12 protein-coding genes are annotated in these 12,781 nt (G+C 37.7%); all 12 read left to right on the top strand.

Features of this window, described 5'->3' with window-relative positions; translation table 11 throughout:
• The first annotated feature begins 93 nt into the window (after positions 1-93).
• The 12 genes from ACFSKV_RS03905 to ACFSKV_RS03850 all read left to right on the top strand — a co-directional run bounded on the left by ACFSKV_RS03905 (position 94) and on the right by ACFSKV_RS03850 (position 12,684).
• On the top strand, positions 94-1,059 hold the full coding sequence (locus ACFSKV_RS03905; protein ID WP_380800537.1) for a vWA domain-containing protein: 966 nt from the start codon (positions 94-96) through the stop codon (positions 1,057-1,059).
• A 14-nt stretch (positions 1,060-1,073) separates the two neighbouring features.
• A complete protein-coding gene (locus tag ACFSKV_RS03900; protein WP_380800535.1) occupies positions 1,074-1,922 on the top strand; it encodes a hypothetical protein in 849 nt (282 codons plus the stop codon).
• Between the two features lie 62 nt (positions 1,923-1,984).
• Entirely contained in the window at positions 1,985-3,163 is a 1,179-nt protein-coding gene (locus ACFSKV_RS03895; RefSeq protein WP_380800534.1) for an acetyl-CoA C-acyltransferase, read from the top strand.
• Between the two features lie 45 nt (positions 3,164-3,208).
• Positions 3,209-4,303, top strand: coding sequence for a toxin-antitoxin system YwqK family antitoxin (locus ACFSKV_RS03890; protein WP_380800533.1), 1,095 nt, complete (start codon positions 3,209-3,211; stop codon positions 4,301-4,303).
• A gap of 77 nt (positions 4,304-4,380) precedes the next feature.
• Positions 4,381-5,316 carry a phosphoribosylaminoimidazolesuccinocarboxamide synthase gene (locus tag ACFSKV_RS03885; protein WP_380800532.1) on the top strand — a complete coding sequence of 312 codons (936 nt, stop codon included), beginning with the start codon at positions 4,381-4,383 and terminating at the stop codon, positions 5,314-5,316.
• Between the two features lie 14 nt (positions 5,317-5,330).
• A complete protein-coding gene (locus ACFSKV_RS03880) occupies positions 5,331-5,714 on the top strand; it encodes an STAS domain-containing protein (protein ID WP_380800530.1) in 384 nt (127 codons plus the stop codon).
• A gap of 2 nt (positions 5,715-5,716) precedes the next feature.
• Positions 5,717-6,634 (top strand): ribonuclease Z, encoded by a 918-nt coding sequence (locus ACFSKV_RS03875; protein ID WP_380800529.1) that lies wholly within the window; start codon positions 5,717-5,719, stop codon positions 6,632-6,634.
• Between the two features lie 28 nt (positions 6,635-6,662).
• On the top strand, positions 6,663-7,469 hold the full coding sequence (locus tag ACFSKV_RS03870; RefSeq protein ID WP_380800528.1) for a queuosine precursor transporter: 807 nt from the start codon (positions 6,663-6,665) through the stop codon (positions 7,467-7,469).
• A 56-nt stretch (positions 7,470-7,525) separates the two neighbouring features.
• Positions 7,526-8,452 carry a bile acid:sodium symporter family protein gene (locus ACFSKV_RS03865; RefSeq protein ID WP_380800526.1) on the top strand — a complete coding sequence of 309 codons (927 nt, stop codon included), beginning with the start codon at positions 7,526-7,528 and terminating at the stop codon, positions 8,450-8,452.
• Positions 8,453-8,464: 12 nt separating this feature from the next.
• Positions 8,465-9,472: a lysophospholipid acyltransferase family protein gene (locus ACFSKV_RS03860; RefSeq protein ID WP_380800525.1), complete on the top strand. Its 1,008-nt coding sequence runs from the start codon at positions 8,465-8,467 to the stop codon at positions 9,470-9,472.
• A 95-nt stretch (positions 9,473-9,567) separates the two neighbouring features.
• Positions 9,568-10,662 carry a 4-hydroxyphenylpyruvate dioxygenase gene (gene hppD / locus ACFSKV_RS03855; RefSeq protein ID WP_380800524.1) on the top strand — a complete coding sequence of 365 codons (1,095 nt, stop codon included), beginning with the start codon at positions 9,568-9,570 and terminating at the stop codon, positions 10,660-10,662.
• A gap of 288 nt (positions 10,663-10,950) precedes the next feature.
• On the top strand, positions 10,951-12,684 hold the full coding sequence (locus tag ACFSKV_RS03850) for a phospho-sugar mutase (protein ID WP_380800523.1): 1,734 nt from the start codon (positions 10,951-10,953) through the stop codon (positions 12,682-12,684).
• Positions 12,685-12,781: the final 97 nt, after the last annotated feature.

The raw sequence follows: 12,781 nt of genomic DNA, 5'->3' as shown, positions 1-12,781 counted from the left end.
AATAAGTAACGCAGAATTGATATCGGCTGTTGAAAATTAGAGCAATAATTTCTTAATCCTTTTCTTTTCATCATTATTTTATAATTTCAGGCCATGATTTGGGCATATCCGGACATTAGTCTTATAATTTGGCTGGCAGTAATTTTTGGACTGCTTTACTTTGGCTACTTATTCAGGTTTTATTTAATCAATAAAAAGCTGAATGTAAGCAAACATAGGCTTTTCTTTAAGCTGTTATTGCGCATCTCTTATTTTATTTTATTTATTATAGCCCTTGCAGGTCCATCTATTGGCACCTCTTTGAAAGAAATCAAAGAAGAAGGAAAAGATATATTTATTGCCATCGATTTGTCCCAGTCCATGAATGCAACAGATATCGGCCCAAGCCGCCTTCAAAGGATTAAATTCGAACTGAAAAACCTGGCAAAAAGATTTGCGGGAGACAGGATTGGAATTATTATCTTTAGTTCAGAAGCCTTCATTCAATGCCCTTTGACATTCGATCAAAACGTAATCCAACTTCATTTAGACGGATTAAATACAGGTCTTGTTCCCAATCAGGGGACAGATTTGAGCAGTCCTTTGGAAATGGCTTTGAGTAGGTATGAGATGGAAGAAAGCAATGGCGTAAAATCGAAATCAGTTATATTGATTTCAGATGGTGAAGACTTTGCAGATAATTTCAGGGATATTACCAATAAATTAGTGGATGCTGGGATCAAAGTATTCAGTTTGGGAGTGGGAACCTCACAGGGAAGCACCATCCCAAAAGGGAATGGATTGATTATGGATCAAAAGACCAATCAGCCAGCCATTACCAGATTGGAATCCAATAACCTCAAACTTATAGCGGCACAAACAGATGGCCAATATTTTGAACTGTCTGATGAAGTTCAGGAAATCCCAGACCTTATGATGGCCCTGGAAAGAGTGGAAGGCACAGTTATGGGATCCAGAATGGTAGAGGCTTCCGCCAATAAATACTTCTATTTTCTGTTGATGGGGCTATTTTTAGCAGTAATTGATATGATCCTACCATTTAAAACCATTAAATTGTAATCACGTTCAATTCTATGATGATGATTTTCAGAATCCTTCTTTTCGCGATGCTTTTCATCCCTTCCTCCTGGCTGGAAATAGGGAAGAAAAATGCGGCAATCAAGGCAGCTGCTAAGAGCTATGCAGAAACTGATTATGAGGCTTCAGTAGCTAACCATCTCAGGTTATCCTCGGAATTCGGAATCAATACACCGAACTCAAGCTATAATTTAGCCTTAAGTTATCATTATAACGGTCAGTTAGAAGAAGCCCAAAGAACATATCAGAGTCTCCAGAGTTCAACAGACAAATTCATTACCTCCTATTCTGCCAATCAAAATGGAATTTTACTGGCAGGCCAAAACAAATATGAGGAGGCATTGTCCGCCTTCAAATTTTCCTTGATAAAAGATCCTACCAATGAAGCGGCAAGGTATAATTTCGAATTGCTGAGCAGATGGCTGGAAGAAAATCCCGAACAGCAACAACAGGATGACCAAGGGGAAAATAAGGAAGAACAGGAAGACCAACAGGACCAGGAAAAAGATCAGGAGCAAGAAAAAGACAGTTCTGATAAAAAAGATGGAGAAGGGGATGAAAAAACCGAAGAAGATGAAGCTACCGAATCGGAGAAAAAAGATGACAAGTCAGGTGAAAAATCCCAACAGGAAAAAGAATCTGATGAACCTTCCGACCTGGAGTCTGACTTAAGCGAAAGAGAAAAAGCAATGGAAAAACTGAAGGAAAAACTTCAGGAAATGAATCTTACTCCTGAACAGGCAGCACAAATTCTGGAATCCATGAATGCAGCAGAGCTCCGATATATTCAGCAAAACAGAAAAAACCCAAGTAAAAAACCAAATCGGGGATTGCCGGAATGGTAGGGGGTTTTGAATTTTGAATGAAGAATTAAGAATTAAGAATTAAGAATTAAATATAAACCCAAATGAAAGAAGTCTATATTATTTCGGCTGTAAGGACACCATTAGGAAGTTTTGGCGGAAAATTGTCCGGATTAACAGCCATTGAACTCGGAAGTATTGCAATAAAAGGAGCTTTAAAAAAAGCAGGTGTGGAACCTAAAGAAGTTGAAGAAGTCATCATGGGAAATGTGATTTCAGCAAATCTTGGACAGGCACCGGCAAGGCAGGCAGCTATAGGTGCAGGAATTGGCTATAACGTACCTTGTACTACAGTAAATAAAGTGTGTTCTTCCGGTATGAAAGCGGTGATGTTTGCTGCACAATCCATCATGACAGGCCAAAATGAATTGGTAGTAGCCGGTGGTATGGAAAGTATGTCCAATGTACCCTATTATGTTCCAAAAGCAAGATTTGGATACAAATATGGAAATGCTGAATTAGTGGATGGATTGGTAAAAGATGGTCTTTTTGAAGTTTACTATAAATTCCCAATGGGTAACTGTGCAGACCATACGGCAAAAGAAATGAAGATCAGCAGAGAAGATCAGGATAATTATGCCATACAGTCCTATACCCGTTCTGCTGAAGCTTGGAAATCCGGTGCATTTAAAAATGAAGTGGTGCCTGTGGAAATATCCGGACGTAAAGGTGAAACAATTGTCATTGACGAAGATGAGGAATATAAAAATGTAATATTTGAAAAAATTCCTTCGTTAAGACCTGTTTTTGAAAAAGACGGAACAGTTACCGCTGCCAATGCATCTACCATGAATGATGGGGCTTCTGCCATTATTTTGGCAAGCAAAGAAAAAGTACAGGAATTGGGGTTGAGACCTATTGCCAAAATCCGTGGTTTTGCGGATGCTGCACAAGATCCATTATGGTTTACCACTGCCCCTGCTATTGCTATTCCCAAGGCCATAAAAAATGCAGGTATAACTGAAAACGATGTGGATTTCTATGAAATCAATGAGGCATTTGCAGCAGTTGCCATAGCCAATCAAAGACAATTGAATCTTGATAAAGATAAATTAAACGTATATGGGGGCGCTGTTTCTTTGGGACACCCGCTTGGAGCCTCCGGTGCAAGAATCATCACCACATTGAACTCCGTCCTACACCAAAAAAATGGAAAAATCGGTGTTGCTGGAATTTGTAATGGAGGTGGGGGAGCCTCTGCCATTGTCATAGAAAAAATTTAGGATTAACCGGATTTCATCATATATTCACTGTTGTTTGTTTTCAAAATGAGAATTTATTTCCTTTTTCTTTTTTTCATTTCATTTTTGAATGCACATGCCCAGCAACAGGTAAAGACCTATTATGATGAACAAAAACTTCATGTAAAGGAAGTTTATCAGGAAATCAACGGAATTGCTCAGGGAGACTATCGCCTCTATTATGAGGACGGTAGTCTTGCTGTTTCAGGTCAGCTGGTAAACGGTAAAAAAGAAGGGCTTTTTGTGGATTTTTTCCCTAATTCAAAAGACACGCTAAGAACAATTACCTATATCAATAACCAAAGACAGGGCCCAACAACAAGTTTTTTTCAAGGCGGAGGGATATCCCAAAAAGCCAACTTTGTTGACAACCTGTTAGAAGGCGAGATAATATCCTACTATGAATCAGGAGAAGTCAGGCAAAAAGCTGAATTTAAAGGCAATAAACCTCATGGTTTTACTTACGAATATGGTGAAGAAGGAAATCTGATTGAAAAATCTCCCTATCAGAATGGATTATTGAATGGAATTAAAGAATCTTTTGATGAAGATGGTCAGTTGATTTCCAGTACTTCATATAAAGAAGGGATAATTAATGGCCCTCAATTAAATTATTATCCCGATGGTAAAATTAAATCCAAATTCAATTATAAGAACGGATACCAGCATGGGGAGTCTTTGGCCTATTTTCCTAATGGAAAATTGGCAAGAGAGGGAAATTATAAGAATGGAGATCCGATAGGGACCTCCAAAAGTTATTATGAAAGCGGAAAACTACAGGAAACCCTCACCTATAAAAAGGGGATTCCATCTGGCGATTTGGTTTCCTATTTTGAGAATGGCCAGAAAAAAGAAATAGTAAGCTATAATGAACAGGGTTTGATAACAAAAATACATTCTTTCTATGAAGGCGGTCAGATAGAACAAGAGATATATTTCAGAAACGGAAAAGAAGAAGGAACAGCAACAAAATATTATCCTTCAGGGCAAATCAAAGAAACCCTCCCCTATCAATATGGATTTCTAAACGGTATTCAAAAGGTTTATGATGAAAACGGGAAATTAACAATGGAAAGGGAATTTAAAGACGGTAGGTTAATCAATACCAAAGAATATCAATAAAAGAATTTCATAACTTTTTATAAAAAGACACGCTCAAAACTTTGTCTTTTTCTATTTTTGTCCAATTAAAAAATATTATGAGCGCTGCGATAACAGAAACAAAGTTTCAATTTCCGGGACAAATTGGATTCTACAAAGGAAAAGTCAGGGATGTCTATATTTTCAAAGACAAATTGGCGGTGGTGGCTTCTGATAGAATTTCGGCCTTTGATGTAGTCCTTCCAAGGCCTATTCCCTACAAAGGGCAAGTATTGAATCAAATTGCAGCCAAATTTTTACAGGCAACCTCGGATATTGTACCGAATTGGGTAACCTCAGTGCCCCATCCTCAGGTTACCATAGGAAAAAAATGTATTCCATTTAAAGTTGAAATGGTCATAAGAGGTTATTTGGCCGGACATGCAGCTAGGGAATACAAGGCAGGCAAACGCATGATCTGTGGGGTTTCTTTACCTGATGGATTAAATGAAAATGATAAACTTCCAAGGCCAATTATCACGCCCACCACAAAAGCCTCAGAAGGTCATGATGAAGACATTTCCAAAGAAGATATTTTGGCAAAAGGAATTGTAAGTCCAGAGGATTATGCAGTTTTGGAAAAGTATACACATGCGCTTTTTGAAAAAGGAAGCCAAATGGCAAATGAAAAAGGCCTGATCCTAGTGGACACTAAATATGAATTTGGAAAGTTCGGAGATGAAATTTTATTGATCGATGAAATCCATACCCCCGACTCTTCCAGATATTTCTATGCGGATGGATATAAAGATTTGCAGGAAAAGGGTTTGCCCCAAAAACAATTGTCCAAAGAATTTGTAAGACAATGGTTGATTTCAAATGGGTTTCAAGGTAAGGAAGGCCAAAAAGTACCTGAAATGCCCGACTCATTTGTACAGGAAATTTCAGAAAGGTATATTGAGCTTTTTGAAAAAATTACAGGAGATAAATTTGTGAAGCAGGGCACAGAAAATCTTGAAAAAAATATTGAAAAAGCAATTTTGAATAACTTATAAAGAATTGAAAATCGATGAAATATACCGTAGATAAAAAAGAACAGTATGTGGTTTTTACACCATTGGAAGAAAAACTTGACTCATCCTTATCCCCTAAATTAAAATCCGAACTTTTGACAGTTCATGCTGAAGGTTACAATAACCTTGTCATTGACATGAGCCAGGTTAAATATGTAGATTCAAGTGGTCTTAGTGCCTTATTGGTTGGAAACAGGGAATTCAGTAGAAATGGAGGGATTTTCATTATATCCACACCCAATGAACATGTAACTAAACTCATAAAAATTTCCATGTTGGACAAGGTATTTAATATTGTTGAAACCATGGAAGAGGCAGCTGAAGCCATATTCATTCATGAAATTGACAACCAAGGGGAAGAAGACGGGGAGGAAGATTAATCTTGGATTTTCAGATAACTGTATTAGGGTCCAACTCCGCAATTCCAGCACACGGGAGAAATCAAACCTCCCAACTGGTCAATATTGCCAATACATTCCTGTTGATTGATTGCGGTGAGGGCACCCAAATACAGTTAAGAAAATTTAAACTAAAGTTTTCCAGAATAGATTATATTTTTATTTCCCATTTGCATGGAGATCATTTTTTTGGATTGATGGGGTTGATTTCCAGCTTCCATTTGCACAAAAGAACAAGATTATTGACTATTTTCGGGCCAAATGGATTGGATGAAATAATTACTGTTCAATTAAAACACTCCAATACACGCCTCAATTTTCCAGTCCGTTTTGTGCCCACCAATCCCGAAATGAAAGAGTTGGTCCTGGAAGAAAAAAAATTCCAGGTTTATACCTTTCCTTTGAAACATAGAATAGCCTGTACAGGTTTCCTTATAAAAGAAAAACCTGGGTTAAGGAATCTTATTAAAGAAAAACTACTTGAAAAAAAACCTCCCCTGGAAGCCATAAATAAACTCAGAGAGGGAAAGGATTTCGTGGATGAAATGGGAAATGTCAAATATGCCGTTGAGGAATTCACCTATCCCCCAAGACCCTTGAGAAGTTATGCTTTTTGTTCGGACACCGGCTTTGATTTGGAGATTGTAAAGTATATAAAAGGTGTTAATTTACTCTATCATGAAGCTACTTTTGGGAATGATGAAGAAGGAAGAGCAAGAGAAACATTTCACAGTACGGCGGCCCAGGCTGGAATTATCGCAAAAAATGCCGGAGTGGGAAGGTTATTATTGGGACACTACTCAACCCGGTATTTGGATTTAAGTTCTTTGTTAGAAGAAGCAAGAATTGAATTTCATGAAAGTTACCTTAGCGAAGAAGGAATTACTTACACTGTAGACTGATATTTTTTCCTCCAAAAAAATTAAAAGAATGGAAAAAAAGATTCACCAAAAAGAATTTCAATCCAAAAAGACAAATCTCTTTATCATTTTAAGCGGGATATTTCTTACCAATGCTATCCTAGCTGAAATCATTGGGGTAAAAATATTTTCAGGAGAATTGACTTTAGGATGGGAACCTGCAGGTTGGACGATTTTCGGAGATTATATTTTGGATTTTAATCTTACCGCTGGAGCAGTAATATGGCCTATTGTATTTATCATAACAGATATCATCAATGAGTATTACGGTAAAAAAGGTGTTAGAAAAATAAGTTTTATCACTGCATTTTTCATTGCCTATGTCTTTTTCGTTATCGCAGGAGTAACCCAACTCCCACCAGCCCCTTTTTGGTTGGATGTCAACACCCCAGATGTTGACGGAAATGCTTTTAACATAGATTATGCCTTCAATGTCATCTTCAGACAGGGTTTAGGAATAATTTTAGGTTCACTGACAGCCTTCCTCCTAGGGCAATTGATTGATGTATTCGTATTCCAAAAACTCCGAAAAATTACCGGTCCAAAAATGATCTGGCTTAGGGCTACTGGTTCAACCTTAGTTTCCCAATTTATTGATTCCTTTGTCGTTTTAGGTATAGCGTTTTATGTTTTTGGAAATTGGTCCTGGGCCCAGGTAGCCTCAGTCGGCATCATCAATTATGTCTATAAATTTTCAGTGGCAATTTTACTCACTCCCTTGCTTTATCTTGGTCATTATTTAATTGATGGTTATTTGGGAAAAGAAGTTGCCGAACAAATGACCAAAGAGGCCTCAGATGACACCTCCTTTCTTTAATATTTGTCATTTTCATTTTAGCTGATTACCTTTCTATCTGATCCCATTGGTTATCTATGCTAGAAGCGCTTGACAAAAGTACTCTTAATTTCAATCAGGACTCCCTGCACCTCTTGAACATTTCCTTGGCTATCATTATGTTTGGAGTTGCCCTTGACCTAAAAGTCACAGATTTCAGATATATAGCTAAAAACCCTAAATCCTTCGGGATAGGAATTCTTTCCCAATTCCTTATTCTTCCTCTATTGACCCTGGTTTTTGTACATTTAATCCAACCACCGCCCTCAGTGGCTTTGGGTATGTTTTTAGTTGCAGCCTGCCCTGGAGGGAATGTATCAAATTTCCTGACCCATTTGGCTAAAGGAAATACTGCCCTTTCTGTTTCACTGACCGCATTCTCTACAGCATTTTCCATAGTACTTACCCCGTTTAACTTCGGTCTTTGGGCAGGTTTTTACGGACCAACAGCTTCTTTATTGAAGGAAATTTCCCTTTCTTATTTTGAGGTATTCCAGACAGTAGCATTGATTCTGGGAATTCCTTTGATGATTGGTATGTATATCAATGACAGATATCCTGGATGGGCTAAAAAAGCCACAAAAATCCTTAAACCATTGAGTATCCTTATTTTTGCTGGATTTGTCATCATTGCATTTATCGGTAATTATGGACTTTTTATCAAATTTATAAGTCTGATATTTCTTTGGGTATTAGGCCATAATTTTATTGCATTGTTCTCAGGGTTTTCCCTATCAAAAATCTTTAAACTCCCCATGGAGGACACCAAAACACTGACCATTGAAACGGGGATACAGAATTCAGGATTGGCATTGGTCCTTATTTTTACCTATTTTGATGGATTGGGTGGTATGGCTATTATTGCTGCCTGGTGGGGGATTTGGCATATTATCTCAGGTTTGACAATAGCCAGCGTCTGGAAAAACACAAGCGTGGTAAAAAGATTTCAAATGGTTAACAAGTAATGGGGGAAAGACATGAAAAATGCCTTTAATTCAATTCTCCGATTAATCGTCAAACTGGCCCTTCATATTTATTTCAAAAGAATCCGTGTTTTTGGTAAAGAAAATTTACCAAAAGGTAAGGCCGTTCTAATTGTCAGTAACCATCAAAATGCATTGATTGACCCTTTATTGATTGCAACCCATACCCATTTGAAGCCTTCTTTCCTGACAAGAGCCTCTGCCTTTAAAAATCCAATTGCAGCAAAATTGCTTGATTTCATCCGAATGATCCCAATTTATAGGGTAAGAGACGGTATTGACAATATGGGTAAGAATAAGGAAACCTTTGATAAAAGCGTCAATATCTTACTCAATAAAGGAAGTATATTGATTTTTGGCGAAGGTAACCATGATCTGCACAGAAGTTTAAGACCCTTAAAAAAAGGATTTTCAAGGATAGCTTTTATGACCCTGGAAATCAATCATGATCTTGATCTTGTCATTTTACCTGTAGGTATTAACTACAGTAATCACAAAAAATCAGGAAGCAATGTCAGCATCTATTTTGGCAAGCCTTTTCCAGCAACAGACTTTTATCCAAAGCATGAAGCTTTGATGGAAGAAACCTTCAAAAGGATGGAATCTTTGGTAACCCATGTTCCTAAAGAAAATTATAAAAAATCAGTCAGGCAACTGATTAACCATAAGGTAGACCTCACAGATCCGAAGCAGGTTGAGCTATTTTTTCAAAAGCCAAAAACTGAACCCATTAAAAAGCCGATTCCCTCCCCCTACTTTACCAATAAAGTCATGAAAATTTTCCATTTTCCGATCTTTTTGGTTTGGCTATATTTTAAAAGAAAGATTAAAGATCCCACTTTCACAGCGACTTTCAAGTTTGTAATAGGGTTAGTTGGTATCCCACTTTGGTATTTTTTCCTGATTTTTATTTTACCATTTACAGAGATGGATTCCTGGGTCCTTCCCTGGGTATTTTTGGGAATAATTTACCTGATCAGCAATACCAATGGGCCGGAATAATAAGTTTCAGACCAATACAGGCGTCTAAACTTAGAAAGCAAAACCAAATTTTCTATCTTTGGGTACAAGAATTATAAACCCAAAAATAATATCACATGGAACAGGATTTTCTTCCCATCAATGGGACGGATTATGTCGAACTGTATGTTGGCAATGCAAAACAATCATCACTTTTTTATAAATATGCTTTCGGATATGAACTGATAGCTTATGCAGGACCTGAGACAGGCGTAAGGGACAGGGCTTCCTATGTACTCAAACAGGATAAAATCAGATTGGTTTTGACCACTCCCCTGCAGGAGAACCATCCTATTGCCGACCATATCAAAAAACATGGGGATGGGGTAAAAGTATTGGCTTTATGGGTGGACGATGCTGAAAAGTCCTGGTATGAGACCACTTCAAGAGGTGCTGTTTCGTATGAAGAGCCAAAAACCTTATGGGATGAATTCGGTGAAGTAAAAACAGCTTCCATCCGGACCTATGGGGAAACTGTTCACACCTTTGTAGAAAGAAAAAATTACCGGGGAGTTTTCCTTCCTGGTTTCAAACCTAGAAAAAGCGAATACAAACCTACTCCCATCGGTTTAAAATATATAGATCATTGTGTAGGCAATGTAGGCTGGGGAGAAATGAACAAATGGGTTGATTTTTATGAAAATGTCATGGGATTTAAATTGCTTATAACCTTTGACGATAAAGACATTTCGACCGAATATTCTGCACTCATGTCCAAAGTGGTTTCCAACGGAAATGGTTATATCAAATTCCCGATCAATGAACCTGCTGAAGGCAAAAAGAAATCCCAGATTGAAGAATACCTGGATTTTTATAACGGTCCAGGAGTACAGCACATGGCCATAGCCACCGATGATATAATCCATACCGTTTCTGAATTAAGAAAAAGGGGCGTAGAATTCCTTGAAGTACCTTCAGTTTATTATGATGACCTTTTTGAAAGAGTAGGAGAAATTGAGGAAGATTTACAACCCTTGAAAGACCTGAATATTCTGGTGGATAGAGATGATGAAGGGTACTTATTACAAATCTTTACCAAACCGGTACAGGACAGACCTACCTTATTTTATGAAATCATCCAGAGAAAAGGTGCTAAATCTTTTGGAAAAGGAAATTTCAAAGCTTTGTTTGAATCCATTGAAAGAGAGCAGGCATTAAGAGGGAATCTTTGAGAATTTTTAATTACCAATTACTAATTATCAAATTCCAAATTACAAAATCCAATGTTCAAATTGTAATAAACAATTCTGGCACCAATTTTCAAATATTAAAGGTCTTGGAATGTATTGGTTGTCATAGAAAAAACACAAGTGGAATTGGTTGAAAGTGTTTTGGTGCATTCCAAACAGAAAAAAAATCCGAAGGTCTAAACTTTCGGATTTTTTTATTCTTTATGGAAATCCTATGGCTATATTTATCTAAATATTTAAATTAGAAATTCAATAACTAATTTTTCCCATATGACGACAATTGACCCAACAATCCTAGCTAAAGTAGATAGCTGGCTGAAAAGTAACATTGATGAACAAAGCAAAAAAGAAATTCAAGCATTGCTGGATTCACCCGACAAAACTGAATTGATCGACTCTTTTTATAGGGATCTGGAATTTGGTACAGGAGGCCTCAGAGGTATCATGGGAGTAGGTTCCAACCGAATGAATGTTTACACAGTAGCTATGGCTACGCAAGGATTGGCCAATTACTTGTTGCAATGTTTTCCGGGTGAAGATATCAAGGTAGCCATTACCCATGATTGCAGAATCAATAATACACTTTTTGCAGAAACTACCGCCAATGTCTTTACCGCCAATGGCATCAGAGTTAAATATTTCAGAGAACTCCGTCCAACCCCCATGCTTTCCTTTGCCATCAGGTATTATGGATGTAAAAGCGGTGTAATGGTAACGGCTTCACATAATCCGAAAGAATATAACGGATATAAAGCTTATTGGGACGACGGGGGTCAGGTGGTGGCTCCCCACGATAAAAACATCATCAATGAGGTGCAGAAAATCACATCGATTGATGAGGTAAACTGGAATAAAAATGATGACCTGTTAGAATATATTGAGTCAGATTTTGACCTGATTTATTTAAATCTGGTTAAAAAACTAAGCCTTTCACCTAATGAAATCATGTTGCAAAGGAATATGCCCATTGTTTTCTCGCCGATTCATGGCGCTTCCGGAAAGATGGTGCCTGCAGCATTGAAAGTATTTGGTTTTGAAAACGTCCATATTGTTAAAGAACAGGCAGAACCGGATGGAACATTTCCTACTGTAATTTACCCCAATCCTGAAGAAGCAGAGGCCCTGACGATGTCGATTGAATTGGGAAAAAAAGTAGGTGCTGAGCTGGTCTTGGCCTGTGATCCGGATGGGGACAGGTATGCTGCCTGCATTCCTGATGGGAAAGGTGGTTTTGAATTGCTGAACGGTAACCAAACCGGCGCATTGCTTACCTATTATCTTTTGAGTAAGTGGAGAGAACAGGGAAAATTGACCGGAGATCAGTTTATGGTCAACACAATTGTGACAACAGAACTGATTGATGAAATCTGCAGAGGCTTCGGGGTAACCTGTTATTCTGTATTGACAGGTTTTAAAAATATTGCCGAAGTCATCCGCAACTTAGAGGGAAAAAAGCAATTTATCGGAGGCGGTGAAGAAAGTTATGGATATCTCGTAGGGGACTTTGTCAGGGATAAAGACGGTGTATCCGCCTGCGCGATGGTTTCTGAATTGGTGGCTTATTACAAAACCAAAGGAAAAACCATACAGGATGTATTAGCTGAAATTTACATGCAGTTTGGTTTTTATCGTGAATCATTGATTTCAGTGACTAAAAAAGGAAAGGACGGTGCCGAACAAATTCAGGCTTTAATGGCCGGATTTAGAACCAACCGGCCAACTGAAATGAATGGAATCAAAGTGATTAAGGTAGTGGATGTAAAAGAAAGTAAGGTTTATGATCTTGTAAGTGGAACAACTTCTGATCTTGCTATGGATAAATCGAATGTGATTCAATTCTACCTTGAAGATGGGAGTAAAATTTCCGCAAGACCTTCTGGTACAGAACCGAAAATCAAATATTACTTCTCTGTACATGAGGCGCTTCCAAATAGAGAAGCATATAATACAGTAGCCACATCATTGGATAAAAAACTTGAAGGTTTGAAGCAATATTTTGAATAGCGTTTATAAAACTATACTTATCCGCTATCTTGGCAGTAGGAAAATGAAAAGAAGAGAATGGATTCTTTCTGAATTAATATCAAATATCTTCTTTGAA

Source organism: Shivajiella indica (assembly GCF_042683085.1).
GTDB lineage: Bacteria > Bacteroidota > Bacteroidia > Cytophagales > Cyclobacteriaceae > Shivajiella > Shivajiella indica.
Note: the sequence above shows the minus strand (reverse complement) of the source record. Positions and strands in the feature narration are given on the sequence as shown.

Coding starts and splice junctions, on each gene's coding strand:
- ACFSKV_RS03905 (WP_380800537.1), top strand. CDS start 94: ATGATTTGGGCATATCCGGACATTAGTCTTATAATTTGGCTGGCAGTA.
- ACFSKV_RS03850 (WP_380800523.1), top strand. CDS start 10,951: ATGACGACAATTGACCCAACAATCCTAGCTAAAGTAGATAGCTGGCTG.
- ACFSKV_RS03890 (WP_380800533.1), top strand. CDS start 3,209: ATGAGAATTTATTTCCTTTTTCTTTTTTTCATTTCATTTTTGAATGCA.
- hppD (WP_380800524.1), top strand. CDS start 9,568: ATGGAACAGGATTTTCTTCCCATCAATGGGACGGATTATGTCGAACTG.
- ACFSKV_RS03895 (WP_380800534.1), top strand. CDS start 1,985: ATGAAAGAAGTCTATATTATTTCGGCTGTAAGGACACCATTAGGAAGT.
- ACFSKV_RS03860 (WP_380800525.1), top strand. CDS start 8,465: ATGAAAAATGCCTTTAATTCAATTCTCCGATTAATCGTCAAACTGGCC.
- ACFSKV_RS03865 (WP_380800526.1), top strand. CDS start 7,526: ATGCTAGAAGCGCTTGACAAAAGTACTCTTAATTTCAATCAGGACTCC.
- ACFSKV_RS03870 (WP_380800528.1), top strand. CDS start 6,663: ATGGAAAAAAAGATTCACCAAAAAGAATTTCAATCCAAAAAGACAAAT.
- ACFSKV_RS03885 (WP_380800532.1), top strand. CDS start 4,381: ATGAGCGCTGCGATAACAGAAACAAAGTTTCAATTTCCGGGACAAATT.
- ACFSKV_RS03880 (WP_380800530.1), top strand. CDS start 5,331: ATGAAATATACCGTAGATAAAAAAGAACAGTATGTGGTTTTTACACCA.
- ACFSKV_RS03900 (WP_380800535.1), top strand. CDS start 1,074: ATGATGATGATTTTCAGAATCCTTCTTTTCGCGATGCTTTTCATCCCT.